16 protein-coding genes are annotated in these 13238 nt (G+C 60.1%); 7 read left to right on the top strand and 9 right to left on the bottom strand.

What is annotated here, in order from left to right; genetic code table 11:
• Nucleotides 1-56 precede the first annotated feature (56 nt).
• Both PH558_RS16920 and PH558_RS16915 read left to right on the top strand, forming a co-directional pair.
• Nucleotides 57-1562, top strand: a complete 1506-nt coding sequence (locus tag PH558_RS16920; RefSeq protein ID WP_285205664.1) for a protein adenylyltransferase SelO — start codon at nt 57-59, stop codon at nt 1560-1562.
• A gap of 73 nt (nt 1563-1635) precedes the next feature.
• A complete protein-coding gene (locus PH558_RS16915; RefSeq protein WP_285205663.1) occupies nt 1636-2166 on the top strand; it encodes a hypothetical protein in 531 nt (176 codons plus the stop codon).
• A gap of 83 nt (nt 2167-2249) precedes the next feature.
• On the opposite strand, the gene bla is transcribed toward PH558_RS16915, so the two are convergent.
• The 3 genes from bla to dmeR form a co-directional block, all read right to left on the bottom strand.
• Nucleotides 2250-3248: a class A beta-lactamase gene (bla, locus tag PH558_RS16910; RefSeq protein WP_285205662.1), complete on the bottom strand. Its 999-nt coding sequence runs from the start codon at nt 3246-3248 to the stop codon at nt 2250-2252.
• 85 nt (nt 3249-3333) lie between these two features.
• Complete coding sequence (gene dmeF, locus PH558_RS16905; protein WP_285205661.1) at nt 3334-4332, bottom strand: CDF family Co(II)/Ni(II) efflux transporter DmeF; 999 nt, start codon at nt 4330-4332, stop codon at nt 3334-3336.
• A 135-nt stretch (nt 4333-4467) separates the two neighbouring features.
• Nucleotides 4468-4740 (bottom strand): Ni(II)/Co(II)-sensing transcriptional repressor DmeR, encoded by a 273-nt coding sequence (gene dmeR, locus PH558_RS16900; protein WP_095434274.1) that lies wholly within the window; start codon nt 4738-4740, stop codon nt 4468-4470.
• Between the two features lie 190 nt (nt 4741-4930).
• Here dmeR and PH558_RS16895 point away from each other — a divergent pair, with 190 nt between their 5' ends.
• The gene (locus PH558_RS16895) at nt 4931-5344 is read left to right on the top strand and encodes a MerR family transcriptional regulator (RefSeq protein ID WP_095434273.1); all 414 of its coding nucleotides are present in this window, start codon (nt 4931-4933) and stop codon (nt 5342-5344) included.
• Nucleotides 5345-5540: 196 nt separating this feature from the next.
• On the top strand, nt 5541-6029 hold the full coding sequence (locus PH558_RS16890; RefSeq protein ID WP_285205654.1) for a GNAT family N-acetyltransferase: 489 nt from the start codon (nt 5541-5543) through the stop codon (nt 6027-6029).
• Nucleotides 6030-6127: 98 nt separating this feature from the next.
• Here the strand turns inward: PH558_RS16890 and PH558_RS16885 are convergent, their stop codons facing one another.
• On the bottom strand, nt 6128-6778 hold the full coding sequence (locus PH558_RS16885; protein ID WP_285206022.1) for a C39 family peptidase: 651 nt from the start codon (nt 6776-6778) through the stop codon (nt 6128-6130).
• A gap of 75 nt (nt 6779-6853) precedes the next feature.
• Between PH558_RS16885 and PH558_RS16880 the strand changes: the two genes are divergently transcribed.
• Nucleotides 6854-7633, top strand: coding sequence for a class I SAM-dependent methyltransferase (locus PH558_RS16880; protein ID WP_285205649.1), 780 nt, complete (start codon nt 6854-6856; stop codon nt 7631-7633).
• A gap of 13 nt (nt 7634-7646) precedes the next feature.
• Here PH558_RS16880 and PH558_RS16875 read toward each other — a convergent pair whose 3' ends face one another.
• From PH558_RS16875 to PH558_RS16865, 3 genes are all read right to left on the bottom strand, one after another.
• A complete protein-coding gene (locus tag PH558_RS16875; RefSeq protein WP_285205648.1) occupies nt 7647-8561 on the bottom strand; it encodes a cytochrome c in 915 nt (304 codons plus the stop codon).
• Nucleotides 8562-8757: 196 nt separating this feature from the next.
• Nucleotides 8758-9201, bottom strand: a complete 444-nt coding sequence (locus PH558_RS16870; protein ID WP_095434268.1) for a c-type cytochrome — start codon at nt 9199-9201, stop codon at nt 8758-8760.
• A gap of 164 nt (nt 9202-9365) precedes the next feature.
• Entirely contained in the window at nt 9366-10001 is a 636-nt protein-coding gene (locus PH558_RS16865) for a LysE family translocator (protein ID WP_095434267.1), read from the bottom strand.
• A gap of 129 nt (nt 10002-10130) precedes the next feature.
• Here PH558_RS16865 and PH558_RS16860 point away from each other — a divergent pair, with 129 nt between their 5' ends.
• Nucleotides 10131-10832 (top strand): helix-turn-helix transcriptional regulator, encoded by a 702-nt coding sequence (locus PH558_RS16860; protein ID WP_095434266.1) that lies wholly within the window; start codon nt 10131-10133, stop codon nt 10830-10832.
• A gap of 33 nt (nt 10833-10865) precedes the next feature.
• Here the strand turns inward: PH558_RS16860 and PH558_RS16855 are convergent, their stop codons facing one another.
• A complete protein-coding gene (locus tag PH558_RS16855) occupies nt 10866-11648 on the bottom strand; it encodes an SDR family NAD(P)-dependent oxidoreductase (protein ID WP_095434265.1) in 783 nt (260 codons plus the stop codon).
• Between the two features lie 162 nt (nt 11649-11810).
• Between PH558_RS16855 and PH558_RS16850 the strand changes: the two genes are divergently transcribed.
• Entirely contained in the window at nt 11811-12707 is an 897-nt protein-coding gene (locus PH558_RS16850; RefSeq protein ID WP_285205647.1) for an AraC family transcriptional regulator, read from the top strand.
• Nucleotides 12708-12737: 30 nt separating this feature from the next.
• On the opposite strand, the gene PH558_RS16845 is transcribed toward PH558_RS16850, so the two are convergent.
• Nucleotides 12738-13196: an anthrone oxygenase family protein gene (locus PH558_RS16845; protein ID WP_244575278.1), complete on the bottom strand. Its 459-nt coding sequence runs from the start codon at nt 13194-13196 to the stop codon at nt 12738-12740.
• Between the last annotated feature and the right edge of the window lie 42 nt (nt 13197-13238).

The following is a 13238-nucleotide window of genomic DNA, read 5'->3' as shown; positions in this document are numbered from 1 at the left end:
TTCCTACCTAGAGCAAGCGCCTTGCGCCGCCTCTCCGTCGGCCTTACCTTAGAAGCATGAGCTCTCCTCTTAACGATGATACCGCCCTTCGGGCGCCGACGGTCGCCTTCGACAACAGCTACGCGCGCCTGCCGCCGCAGTTTTTCGCGGATCAGGCGCCGACCCCGGTTGCCGCGCCACAGCTGGTCAAGTTCAACGAGATACTGGCACGAGAACTCGGGCTGGATGTGGAAACGCTGAAACGGAATGCTGCGGCGATCTTTTCCGGAAACGAACTGCTACTGGGATCGCAGCCCATCGCCATGGCCTATGCCGGCCACCAATTCGGCAATTTCGTGCCACAGCTTGGCGACGGACGCGCGATCCTCCTCGGCGAGGTGAAGGATCGGAATGGCAGGCGCCGGGACATCCAACTCAAGGGGTCGGGGCCTACGCCGTTTTCCCGCCGCGGCGACGGGCGCGCCGCACTCGGCCCGGTGCTGCGCGAATATATCGTCAGCGAGGCGATGCACGCGCTTGGCATTCCGACGACGCGGGCGCTTGCTGCCGTGATCACCGGAGAGCCTGTCTATCGCGAGGAAGTGCTGCCGGGTGCAGTGTTTACTCGGGTAGCGGCAAGTCATATCCGCGTCGGCACCTTCCAGTTCTTTGCGGCGCGGGGCGATACGGAGAGCGTACGAACCCTCGCGGATTACGTCATTGCTCGGCACTATCCCGAGATCCGAGACCGGAAGAACCCTTATCTCGCCCTGCTCGAAGCCGTGGCCGACCGGCAAGCTTCATTGATCGCGCGCTGGCTGCATGTCGGCTTCATTCACGGCGTGATGAACACCGACAATATGACCGTATCGGGCGAGACGATCGATTTCGGTCCCTGCGCCTTCATGGATGCCTATGATCCGGCGACCGTCTTCTCGTCCATCGACCGCAATGGCCGCTATGCCTATGCCAACCAGCCGGCGATCGGCCAATGGAATCTCGCGCGCCTCGGCGAGACGCTGATCCCGCTGATCGACCCCTCCGTCGATACGGCGATCGAACTGGCGAACACAGTCATCAAAGCCTATGGCGAGCATTTCCAGGGCTATTGGCTTGCCGGCATGCGTGCCAAGATCGGGCTTGCGAGCGAGGAAGACGGCGATCTCGAACTGGTACAGTCGCTGCTGGCGACGATGCAGCAGCAGGGCACGGATTTCACCCTCACCTTCCGCCGGCTGGCCGCCCTCGCCGAGGATGAGGACGTCGGCGATTTTGCCGCGACCTTCAGCGATCCGCAGTCAACGACACCTTGGCTCGAACGCTGGCGCGAGCGGCTAGCTCGCGATCCGCAGACGCCGGCAGCGCGGGCGGCGGCGATGCGCAAGGTCAATCCCGCCTTCATTCCCCGCAATCACCGGATCGAGCAGGCCATCGAGGCTGCCGTGGAGGACGGCGACTTTTCGCTATTCGAAGCATTGGTGAAGGTGCTCGCGACCCCATACGAGGATCAGCCAGGCTTTGCGCCCTATGCGGAACCACCATTGCCGACAGAACGGGTGCTTCAGACCTTTTGCGGCACCTGAGGAAGCTTGAGCGCACAAGCCCCAGACAGGCTTGCAGAGTCATCGTCCCAGCAACCTGTTGGGAGACATGATGATGAAAGTGCACAGCAGCACCCAAAACTATTTCAGTGCGCCGATCCGCAGCCAGCAGAGCGGCGACAGCGACGACAGCGCGCCCTTTTCGCTGCCGGGCGACGGTGGCGGCGACCAGGACGATGCGCAGGGGCCTTCCATTTCCTCCAGCGGCGTCCCTTCCTCCATTTCGTCGGGCCTCTGGCTCAGCCAGTTCGGTGATTCCTCGTCTTCGACATCAGGCTCCGCTGACGACCAGTCTGGCGTGAGTGCTTCCAGCAGCTCAGCATCGTCAAGCGGACAGTCCGATCAGGACATTCTCGACGAGTTTGCCAAATGGGCAAATATGACGCCGGCCCAAAAGATCCGCGCACAATATCTGGAAGCGCATGGTTTGACGGAAGATTCTTTCAAGTCCTTGCCGGCCGACCAACAGAAGGCGATCAACGACCAGATTGCCGATGAGATCAAACAGAAGCTCGGCACCGGCAATGCCGATAGTGACGGCGATGAGGAAACGGACAGCGCTGCTTCCGCACTGGCGCTCGTCTGAGTCAATTGCCAAACCACTTGAAGACGATACGGAGCTGATTCACATCGCACCCGTATCATCTTGTTTTTATTATCAATATCTCGCTATTGCCCTACCATATCGACGACGATCTTGCTGATCTCGGCAAACACTGCCTCAACATCCTTTGCAGATGCGGTCGCCTCGGCAACAAATGTCGTGACCAGGATCGCACCGCGGTCCGGCGGCCAGATAACAGCGATATCCGCATAGGAGCCGTTATTGCCCGTGCCGGTCTTATCGCCGACCTTCCACTCCTTCGGCAGGCCTGCCCGCAGACGGTTGTCGCCTGTGGTATTGGCGACCAGCCAGTTGACCAGCTGATCCCTCGATGTTTCCGACAGCGTATTGCCGAGTGTCAGAAGGCCGATCGAATCCAGCATCGCATCCGGCGTCGTCGTATCGCGCGGGTCGTCCTTGACGGCCTGATTGACATCCGGCTCGTTGCGGTCGAGGCGGGTTTCGGTGTCGCCTGTGGTGCGCAGCCACGAGGTCAACGCGGCAGGTCCGCCGAAACTTTCGAGCAGAAGATTGCCGGCCGTGTTGTCGCTCAGCGTGATCGCCGCTGCGCAGAGCTCGGCAATGGTCATGCCATCGCCATCGGCATGCTTTTCAGTTTCGGGCGAATAGGTGACAACCTTGTCCTTGCCGTAGCTGACGCGCCGGTCGAGCTTTTCCGTGCCCTGATCGACGCGCGCCAGCACAAAGCCGACGGCAAGCGCCTTATAGGTGCTGCACAGGGGAAAATGCTCCTCCTCGCGATGGCCGAGCGAAATATTGGTTTCGGTGTCGAGCACCGAAACGCCGAGACGACCGCCGGTCCTCTTTTCCAAATCGGCAAGTTGCTTGTCGACATCGTCGGACAGTTGCGAATTGTCCTGCGCTCCGCCGTCGCCTTGCGGGCTCTGGCTGCCGGCGTCGGGCGTTGCCGAATTGTCCGTTGCCGGAGGAGGCGGCGATGCGCCGCTATCCTCCGCGAAAAGCCTACCGGGGCCGAGGGTCAGGGCGGGAATAAGCAGCACCGAGCCAGCCATGAGGCGGCGGCGCGTGAGCAATGTTGGCATGTGAGAGGCCTCCAGCGGAATCGGCAGGTCTTGGGCTATGCGAGGAATATGGCAAGCCTCTGACCTGACCGATTGCTAACGGATTCTATGCCGCCTTGTCGACGGTAACTTCGACTGTCACGTGCGAGAGTTCGTGGATCTCGGCAAGCCGTGCCTTGTAAAAAGACGGATCGCGCGAGACGGGCGTTGCGACCGCGACGATCGCCGCATGATGCCCGGGGCCGACCTGCCACACATGCAGATCGGTGATGCGATCCTCCTCCGTCTCGATCGCTTCGCGGATCTCCTCAGGCAGATCCTCACCTTGCGGAATGAAATCGAGGAGAACGGCGCCGGAAGCGCGCAGCAGGCTCCATGCCCATTGCAGGATGACCAGACCGCCGACGATGCCCATGACCGGATCGAGGAAGGTCCAGCCGAGGCGGCTGCCGAGCAGCAGGGCGACGATGGCGAGAACCGAGGTCATCGCGTCGGCAATGACATGAACATAGACCGAGCGCAGATTGTTGTCCCTGCCACCTTTTTGGTCATGGTCGTGGTGGTGGTGATGATCGTCGCCGTGCTCATGATGATGGTCATGATCGTGGGCATGGGCATGGCCGTGCCCAGCGTGACCGTGGTGATGATGGCTATGGTCGTCGCGCAGCAACCATGCGCTGGCGAGATTGACGAGAAGACCCACTGCCGCAATCGCAATGGCTTCACGGAAATTGATCGCCACCGGATCGAGCAGTCTCAGAATGCTTTCCCAGCCCATGATAAGCGCGATCAGCGCCAGCACAATGGCGCTGGCAAAGCCCGCGAGATCGCCGAACTTGCCGGTGCCGAAGGTGAAGCGCGCGTTGTGCGCATGCCGGCGCGCATAGAGATAGGCGAGCGCCGAGATCAGCATGGCGCTGACATGGGTCGACATATGCCAGCCGTCGGCGAGCAGCGCCATCGAGCCATAGATCGTGCCCGCGCCGATCTCGATCACCATCATGACCGCCGTGAGCGCGATGACGAGCCAGATGCGGCGCTCGTTGCGCTGATGATCGGAGCCCAGAAAAACATGGCTGTGGCCCATTTCGGAGGGAATACTCATGACATCACTCTCTTGTTGCCTGAAACCATAAAACGCATCGCGATCTTTCAGATGCACTCCCGGCGTTTCATGTCTTCGATTTTTCGCATGTCGTTATCTCAAAACCGCCGCACACTTTTGCGCGACATGCTTTGGTCACCGCAGATAGGTCTTCAGCACGTCGGCAATCTCGTCGACCGCCCGACGGCGGGCCCCTTCGCTTTCGGCATGCAACACATGCTCCTGCAGATGGTCTTCCAGAACCTCCCCGGTTAGCCCCGTCAGGGCGCCGCGAATGGAGGCCAGCAACTGCAAGATTTCCCCGCAGGGACGCTCGGACTCGAGCGCCCGCTCCACTGCTTCCATCTGCCCTTTGAGGCGCCGGACGCGTGAAAGGAGCTTGGCTTGCTGACGGATGGTATGGGACATCGTGGCCTCGATTATAGTATAGGGGGGTATAGTATTTATTGCAGCAGATTGGAAGCACCTTCTTGCGACGACGGCCTGGGCAATGAGAAAGCGGAACACTACCTGGGGCAGTTAGCCCTACCTGACCTTGCATTTTTGCGATGACAGCCGCATATATTGCTCTAGAGACTATAGGTATTGGAGCCGCTCAATGCTGACCATCGGCGATCTATCGAGACATACTGGCGTGAAAGTGCCGACAATCCGCTATTACGAGCAGATGGGCCTGATCTCGGAACCGGAACGCAGCGAAGGCAATCAACGACGTTATTCCAAAGCCGATCTCGATCGCCTCGCCTTTATCAGACACGGCCGCGACCTCGGACTGACGATCGATGCCATCAAGGAGCTGATTTCACTCAGCCAGCATCCGGACCGCCCCTGCGTCGGTGCCGACCGCATCGCCAAGGAGCATCTGGATGACGTTCGCACCAAGATCGCGCGGCTGAAGAAGCTCGAGCACGAATTGGAGCGCATCGTCTCGCATTGCGACGGCCACAGCATCGAGGACTGCTACGTCATCCGTGCGCTCTCCGATCACGGCCTGTGCGAACACGAGCACTGAGTCCCATTGACAAACGCGCTGAACCGGATCATTGATGCGCCCATGATCACGCACGCGCTCCATAATTGCTCGTATTTTTGGCTGTACCTGTAACGGGCGGCCAAGACAGATCATATGTCAACAAGCCGCCGTCAGGCGGCTTTGTTGTATCGGCAGCGTCCTGACGGCTCATTGAAAAACAAGGACGCAAAATGCCATGCTAGACGATAGCGACATCTCACTTCTCCGCCCCCCGGTCATCACCATCCGCAACGCGCAGCCGCGTGACCTGCCTGAACTCAACGACATGATCCGGCTGCTGGCCGCCCACCACGGCGACCGCTCCGGCACGACGCCAGAGCAGCTTGAGCGCGATCTCTTCGGCCCCGTGCCCTGGATCACGGCGCTTGTCGCCGAAGGCGAGCAAGGGCTGATCGGCTACGCCATCCTCGTGCCGCTCTACAAGGCGCAAGAGGGCCAGCGCGGCATGGATCTGCATCATCTCTTCGTGCGTGACGGTCACCGTGGCCATGGCGTCGGGCAGCATCTGGTCGACCGCGCCCGCGATATCGCCCGCAAGGCCGGCTGCAGCTATCTTTCCGTTGGCGCCGCGACAGGCAATTTCCAGGCGCACCGCTTCTATGAAAATATGGATTTCAAGCCGCGTCCGGTCACCGGCATGCGCTACCTTCAGGCTCTCGCCTGATGCCGGCCTTTAACAGGATCGCCATCCGATATTGATTTTTAGAGTGTTTCTGGTTTTGCGCATTCCGAAAACCGCTGCGCACTTTTCCTGGAAATGCTTCAGTGATCGATGGCGATCCCGCGGCCTGCAAAGAACCTCTCGAACACCTCCAGCGGCATCTCCGCATTCTCGCGCGTCGCATCGACGTGGCCGGAGGGATTGTGGAAGCGGATGCTGTTTCCGTCGGCAGATGTTACCAGCACGAGATGGCCGCCCTTGGCCGGCGGCTCGGTCTCTGGCCAGCGGATCGAATGATGTACCGACGCGATGAAAAACTCCGACTGCATGAGGATATCCGCGACGTCAGTGACGGAAATCCCGGTAACGATCCGGGCATTCAGATCGAAGCGATCCCGCACGAACGGGACGAAGGGCGCATAGATCAATCCTTTGATCCGGCCATCTGCCTCCTCGACATAGCCGCCATACTCCCTACAACCCATGGCCAGATCCATGATCGGGATGGTTTTGCCGGTGCGGGCGGCGAGCACCATCTTCAGGCAGGCCATGCCGCAAAGATTGCCGGCCCAGCGGGCATAATCCTCGATGCTGCTTGCGCCGGATGACGCCCAGAGCGGGTCCTTCAGCAAGGCTGATTGTGCGCCCTCGGCGACGACCGCCAATGTCATGTCAGGCGTTTCCCATTGACTGAAATAAGGAACCTTCCGCGCCACCCTTGCGTCCACGACCACCCTCTCCTGTTGCCGAATCCTGTAACTACAAGCTTGACCGGAAATGCGCTAGAAAAATGGCTGTTAACTTCGATCTGCAACTGGAGGTGCGACTTGGAACAGCGGTTCACATTCGATGGCGTCGCCAGCCTCTACAATACTTCCCGCCCACTCTATCCAGCGGCGCTTTTTGCCGATGTCATCGATTTTGCCGGGCTGGAAGCCAAGGATCAGGTCCTCGAAATCGGCTGCGGCACCGGACAGGCGACAGAGGGCTTTGCCCGCCGTGGCCTCTCCATTCTCGCGCTTGATCCCGGCGCGGAACTGATTGCGGTTGCCCGGGAAAGATTGGCGGAATTTCCGCGAGTGCGCTTCGAGCAAACCACCTTCGAAGCATGGCCGGGCAAGCCGGAGAGCTTCAGGCTGATATTCGCGGCACAATCCTTCCATTGGGTTTCGCCGGAACTGCGCTTCGCTGCGACGGCTGCTCTCCTGGCGCCGGAAGGAACACTCGCCGTCTTCGGCAATGTGCCGATGAAGCCGGAACCGCCACTATCCGACAAGTTCGCGGGGATCTACGCCCGCCATGCCCCGCAGTTTGCCGGCCCGCCCGTGGAGGCATGGTATCTGCCTGATGGCCCTTTTGCTCGGGAGCTGCAGCAGTCCGACCACTTCGGAGCTCCGGCGCACCACTCTTATTCCTGGAGCCGGTCGCACACAGCGCAGAGCTATACTGATCTTTTGCGGACGCTTTCAAGCTACCGGCTTTTGAGCGAGGATCGGAGAGAGGCGCTGCTTTTCGAGCTTGCCGATGCCATCAACGCGCGTGGCGGCGTATTTGAATTGCACTATGAAACCCATCTCTATCTCGCCCGACGCGCAGGCACGGCTTGAGCACCTCGCGGCTTTACTTCGCCGGCAGCGCCTTCAGGTAGGCCGCGATCGCCTCGCGGTCGGCTGCCGGCAGATGGGCGATGTTCTGCTGGACTTCGGCCATCGAGCCGCCGGCGGAGTCGTAGTCCGGGGTAAAGCCGGTTTCAAGGTAGTTGGCGATGTCGCCGGCGCTCCAGCTGCCGATGGCCTTCGAGCCGGGCGTGATATCGGGGATCTGCCCCCTACCCTCCGGATTGGGCGCTCCCGCCAGCCATTGGCCGCTTACGAAGCCGCCGAGGCTGTCGCGCGGCGTGTGGCATTCGCCGCAATGTCCCGGCCCTTCCACGAGATATTGCCCGCGCTTGACCTTCTCATCGGCACTGGCGAGCACAACGCGCGGCTGGTCGTTGAGATAGAGGAACTTCCAGCCGCCGAGCGCCAGCCGAATATTGAAGGGAAAGGGCAGCTCATGCGGCGGAGCGACATTGTCGCTCTTCGGCAGCGTCTTCAGGAAAGCCCAGAGATCGTTGATGTCCTTGTCGCTCATACGGGTATAGGAGCCGTAGGGAAAGGATGGGTAGAGGTGCTCGCCGTTTTTGCCGACGCCGCGCTTCATGGCATTGCCGAAATCGGCAAGCGTCCAGGTTCCGAGCCCGGCTTTCTCATCCGGCGAGATATTCGGCACATGGAAAGTGCCGAAGGGGCTCGTCAGCGCCAGACCGCCCGAAAGCACCAGCTTGGCGTCACCCTGCGCGCCGGGAGCCGCATGACAGCTCGTGCAGCCGCCCGCCCAGAAAACCATCTGCCCGTTCTTGACGTCGGGATCGCCGAGATTGGCCCAATGACTCGCCGGCAAAGGCGACGGCGCGGTGATGACATAGACGGCGCCACAGCCAAGAATGATCACGCCGAACAGACAAAGCAACCACCGGACAAACCGCGCCATCACGCCCCCCAAGCCTTAGCTCTAAAGCCAAAAGGCTCCGCACCGGCAGAACCCCTGCGGACGCCAAAATCGATTTCTAGAGCCTTGTCGCCTTTCTTCGAAATGTAACAAGGCCTAGGCTTTTGCCTTTACGCAATTCCGGACGGAAAACCGCTACGCACTTTTTCTGGAACTGCTCTGGACGAGGTCGACCTACCGCTTAATCCTTCTTGATGCGATAGGCCTGATGACAGGCACCACAGCTCGCGCCGAGGGTCTTGAGCGTCGCGCCGACGCTTGCCTTGTCGGCAGGAAGCTGGGCGAGCGCCGTCTCGGCATCAGTCGAAAGCTTGGCGGCATGCGCCTTGAAGTCATCGAGATTGTCCCAGATCTTCGGATTGACCTCGGGATCGGTCTTGTCGCTCTGCGGGTTGAACTGATCCGGGAAGGCCTTGGCGGTTTCGGCGATCGTCGTCAGCGACGCCTTGACGATATCGGCATCATAGGGCTTGTCGCCCTTGGCGATCGCGCCAAGAGCCCCGGTGGCGCCGCCGATCTTCTTCATCATGCCGATACGGGAGTCATGCGTGCCGTCGGCCGCGACGACCGACCCCAGTGCGATGCTGGCCAGAGCCGTCGCCATCACAATCGCTTTCCACTTCATTTTCTTCTCCTACCTCTCCGGTGTTCAAGACCGCGAATGCGGCCCGGCGCATAATTACGGCAACATGTTTGCCGGTTTCCTTTCCGGCAATGAAGTCACAAAGTGGTGAGAGCTGAGTGAAATCAGTGTCATGCAATAGACACACGCATTCGCCGCCTCAGCCCTCACGCCAGTTTCAGGCCCTCCCATACCGTGAACACCGAAACGGCGACGAGCAACAGCCCGGCCGCACGGCCTGCAAAGGCGGTTGCTCTTGGATTGGCGACCAGCAGCTCGCGGCTGCGTCCGGCGGTGATGGCAAGTCCGCCATAGACGGCAAATTGCGTTGCGATGGTCATGGCTCCCATGATGACGGCCTGTATCCACATCGGGCCGTAATCCGGTTTCAGGAACTGCGGATAGACGGCGAAGATGAAGAGATAGGCCTTGGGATTGATGAGGCAAGTCACCGCCCCCTGCCGGAAGGCTTTCCAGGCGGAACGGCTGCCGGCCGGCCCCTCACCTCCCACGGTGATGGAGCTGCGCATCAGCGTATAGCCGATGAAGGCCATATAGGCGCCGCCAGCGATCAGCAGCGGATTGAAGAGAATCGGCACGAAATGCATCAGCAAGCCAATGCCGATAGCGCCGTTCAGCGAATGCACCGCACCGCCGAGCATGATGCCGCCCGTCGCGGCAAGACCGCGATTGCTGCCGCCGGTCAGTGAATTGGCGAGCACGAACAGCATGTCCATGCCCGGCACGATGATGATGCCCAAGAGAAGGATGAAGAAGAGCCAGAGATTTTCTGCGTAACCCATGTCAGTTGCCTACCGCCCTCTCCATAGAGACAGGAGAGGAAATTGTTGATTTTCAAGCGAATAGGCAGTCTTATAAATCGAGCCAACTGACGGGGTATTGTCAGTAGCCTTCTTCTTTTGGGGCAAGAAATGCGCAAGGTATCGCGCCTGTTCGAGATCATCCAGATCCTGCGGCTGGCCAAGCGGCCGGTGACGGGAGCCGTCATTGCCGCTCAGCTGGAGGTGACGGTGCGCTCGGTCTATCGCGATATCGCGGCACTTCAGGCGATGCGGGTGCCGATCGAGGGCGAGCGAGGCATCGGCTACATATTGCGACCCGGCTTCGACCTGCCGCCGCTGATGTTTTCGATCGAGGAAATGGAGGCGATCGTGCTGTCGCTGGCGCTGCTCGAGCGCACCGGCGATGCCGAGCTGAAGCAGGCGGCCAAGCGCGTCACCACGAAGATTGCCGGCGCCGTGCCGCCGCCGCTGCGCCAGACGCTCGACGCCAATGCGCTGCATGCCTGGGGCTTTGCCGCACCTTCAGCCTCGGCGATCGATCTCTCGCTGGTGCGCCGTGCCATACGCGACGAGGAAAAGCTCGACCTTGCCTATCGCGACGAGCTCGGCCGTGCCACGGAACGCATCATCCGGCCGATCGCCCTCATTTATTATTCGGAGACCGCCAACATCGTCGCCTGGTGCGAGCTGCGTCAGGCGATCCGCAATTTCCGCAGCGACCGGATCGAGGATTGCCAGCCGGCCGGCCTCTGGTTCAAGGGCGAAGGCGATAGCCTCAGGCAGATCTGGGTGAATGGCTGGCGGACAAACATCCCAGCCGCGGCCGGCTGAGATGTTGGCGCTCGTTCAAAACACGATCAGATGTTAGAGGATCATGCCGCCCGAAACTTCGATGCGCTGACCGTTGACCCAGCGATTGTCATCCGACAGCAGCGAGGCAATCATCGGGCCGATATCGTCGGGCAGGCCGGGGCGGCCGAGCGCCGTCATGGACGCAACCATTCTGTTCACCTCCGGATTGTCGCGAACGATGCCGCCGCTGAAATCCGTCTGGATCGCACCGGGCGCCACGGTGTTGGCTGTGATGCCGCGTGAGCCGAGCTCCTTGGCGAGATAGCGCGTCAGCACTTCGACCGCACCTTTCATGGCTGCATAGGCAGACGAACCTGGATTGCTGAAACGAACAAGACCAGAGGAGATATTGACGATGCGGCCGCCGTCGTTGATGTGCGGCAGCAACTTCTGCGTCAGGAAGAACACGCCCTTGAGATGAACATTGTAGAGCTTGTCGAACTCGGCTTCCGTCGTTTCGGCGATGGAGGCGTGATAGGAGGTGCCGGCATTGTTGACGAGGAAATCGAAACGATCGCGGTCCCAACGCTGCGGCAGCACGCGGCGAACTTCGGCAACGAAAGCGTCGAAGGATGCGACATCGCCAGCGTCGAGCCGCAAGGCAACAGCCTTTTGACCGAGCGCTTCGATCTCGGCTACGGCGCTATCGGCTTCTGCCTTATTCGCGTTATAGGTCAGGATGGTATCGACACCGCGCTTGGCGAGATGAATGGCGGCATTGCGGCCGAGGCCGCGGCTGCCGCCGGTGATGATCGCAATCTTTGTCTTTGATTTATCGGTATTTTCAGTCGTCATTGCCGTTCTCTAGGGAATGTTTGGTGGCCGGAATCTACGCCGGCAGAACCATTTCGCAGAATGCCGGAATTCTCAAATTTCTTGCCTATTCCTCCGACCGCCTTGTTCGCTGACACCTCGCTGCTATGATGCCACAATAGTACCTGCCTCCCGGAGATCGCGATGTCCTCAGCCCTTAAAGATGCGATCACGCAATTCATCGAAGCCAATGACAGCGGAAGCAATGGCGTGTTTTCCACGGGCATCGATGGCCTGCTGATCATGCGCTCGATCGAGCCGAAAATGCCGCATGCGATGATCTACCGGCCGGCGCTCTGCGTCATTCTGCAGGGTGCGAAACAATTGATGCTGAATGAAATGGTGATCGATTATGCCGAGATGCAGGCGCTCATCATCAGCATCGAGCTTCCCGCAGCCGGCAGGGTGGTCCAGGCGAGTGTCGAGAAGCCCTATATCGCCATCTCCCTCGAATTCGATGTGGGCATGATGCGTGAAGTGATGGAGCAACTCGACAGGCCGCCGAAACCGACAGGCGGCGCGCAACTTGGCATCTTCGTCGAGAATCTCGGCGATGAGCTTGCCGATTGCCTGGTGCGATTGACCCGATTGCTGTCGAACCCGAGTGCCATTCCGGTGCTCTATCCGGCGATCATGCGCGAAATCTGCTTCTGGCTGCTCACCGGTCCCAATGGCGGCGAGGTCTGCAAACTGGTGCTGCCCGATGGCCAGACGCGACGCATTGCGGACGCCATCCGCCTGTTGCGCGACAACTTTGCTGAGCCGGTGCGCATCGAGCAGCTTGCCGCTGTCGCGCGGATGAGCCCCTCCTCCTTCCATCAGCATTTCAAGACGCTAACCTCGATGACCCCGCTGCAATATCAGAAGCAGATGCGGCTGCTCGAAGCCCGCCGCCTGATGGTCGCCGGACATGCCAATGTCGAAAGTGCCACCTACCGGGTCGGCTACGAAAGTGCCTCGCAGTTCAGCCGTGAATATGCCCGCATGTTCGGCACGCCGCCGAAAAGGGACGTGACCGAGATGCGGATGGCGGCGGAGTAATAACAGGTCAAGTCCTGGCGTTACGCACTGCTATAGAGCAATCGCGATCACCAACAGAACGAAAGCCAGTAATCCCAAGACTGCGCGTGCGGCATGCGACCATTCCCAGAGATCACGCAGCATGGTCCAGTCCGCCTCGGCATCAGCTTCGATCCGATGACCGCCGACTGGAACATGGGAAAAGAAACCTGCGCCCAACCCGTTCAGCTCGGCATCCTGGAGCCAGAAATTGTTTACGGGCTGTATCAGCAACCAAAAGACTGCATGCATGGCGGCCATGGCAGCAAAAGCAGCGGCAAACAACCAGAATACGATGATGTTGGCTGGCGTCAGGAACAGCAGAAGCAGAAGCAAAAGAGTACCGATCGGCTCGGCAACGCCGCCGATCGTGAAGCCGGGATAATAAATCCGCTGAACCGTCATGTAGTCTTCTTTCGACAGTCGCATTTTTCCCGGCAGCTCCAGCAAATGCGCCAGCGCCAGTGCCATGGCGACTGCCACGACCAGGATTGTCAGAATTTGCAATGCCGG

Origin of the sequence: Rhizobium pantanalense, from assembly GCF_030182525.1 — a bacterium.
Lineage (GTDB): Bacteria > Pseudomonadota > Alphaproteobacteria > Rhizobiales > Rhizobiaceae > Rhizobium.
Note: the sequence above shows the minus strand (reverse complement) of the source record. Positions and strands in the feature narration are given on the sequence as shown.

Bases quoted from the DNA above. Each gene is read 5' to 3' on its own strand.
- PH558_RS16920 (WP_285205664.1), top strand. From the start codon at position 57: ATGAGCTCTCCTCTTAACGATGATACCGCCCTTCGGGCGCCGACGGTC.
- PH558_RS16915 (WP_285205663.1), top strand. From the start codon at position 1,636: ATGAAAGTGCACAGCAGCACCCAAAACTATTTCAGTGCGCCGATCCGC.
- bla (WP_285205662.1), bottom strand. From the start codon at position 3,248: ATGCCAACATTGCTCACGCGCCGCCGCCTCATGGCTGGCTCGGTGCTG.
- dmeF (WP_285205661.1), bottom strand. From the start codon at position 4,332: ATGAGTATTCCCTCCGAAATGGGCCACAGCCATGTTTTTCTGGGCTCC.
- dmeR (WP_095434274.1), bottom strand. From the start codon at position 4,740: ATGTCCCATACCATCCGTCAGCAAGCCAAGCTCCTTTCACGCGTCCGG.
- PH558_RS16895 (WP_095434273.1), top strand. From the start codon at position 4,931: ATGCTGACCATCGGCGATCTATCGAGACATACTGGCGTGAAAGTGCCG.
- PH558_RS16890 (WP_285205654.1), top strand. From the start codon at position 5,541: ATGCTAGACGATAGCGACATCTCACTTCTCCGCCCCCCGGTCATCACC.
- PH558_RS16870 (WP_095434268.1), bottom strand. From the start codon at position 9,201: ATGAAGTGGAAAGCGATTGTGATGGCGACGGCTCTGGCCAGCATCGCA.
- PH558_RS16865 (WP_095434267.1), bottom strand. From the start codon at position 10,001: ATGGGTTACGCAGAAAATCTCTGGCTCTTCTTCATCCTTCTCTTGGGC.
- PH558_RS16860 (WP_095434266.1), top strand. From the start codon at position 10,131: ATGCGCAAGGTATCGCGCCTGTTCGAGATCATCCAGATCCTGCGGCTG.
- PH558_RS16855 (WP_095434265.1), bottom strand. From the start codon at position 11,648: ATGACGACTGAAAATACCGATAAATCAAAGACAAAGATTGCGATCATC.
- PH558_RS16850 (WP_285205647.1), top strand. From the start codon at position 11,811: ATGTCCTCAGCCCTTAAAGATGCGATCACGCAATTCATCGAAGCCAAT.
- PH558_RS16845 (WP_244575278.1), bottom strand. From the start codon at position 13,196: ATGGCACTGGCGCTGGCGCATTTGCTGGAGCTGCCGGGAAAAATGCGA.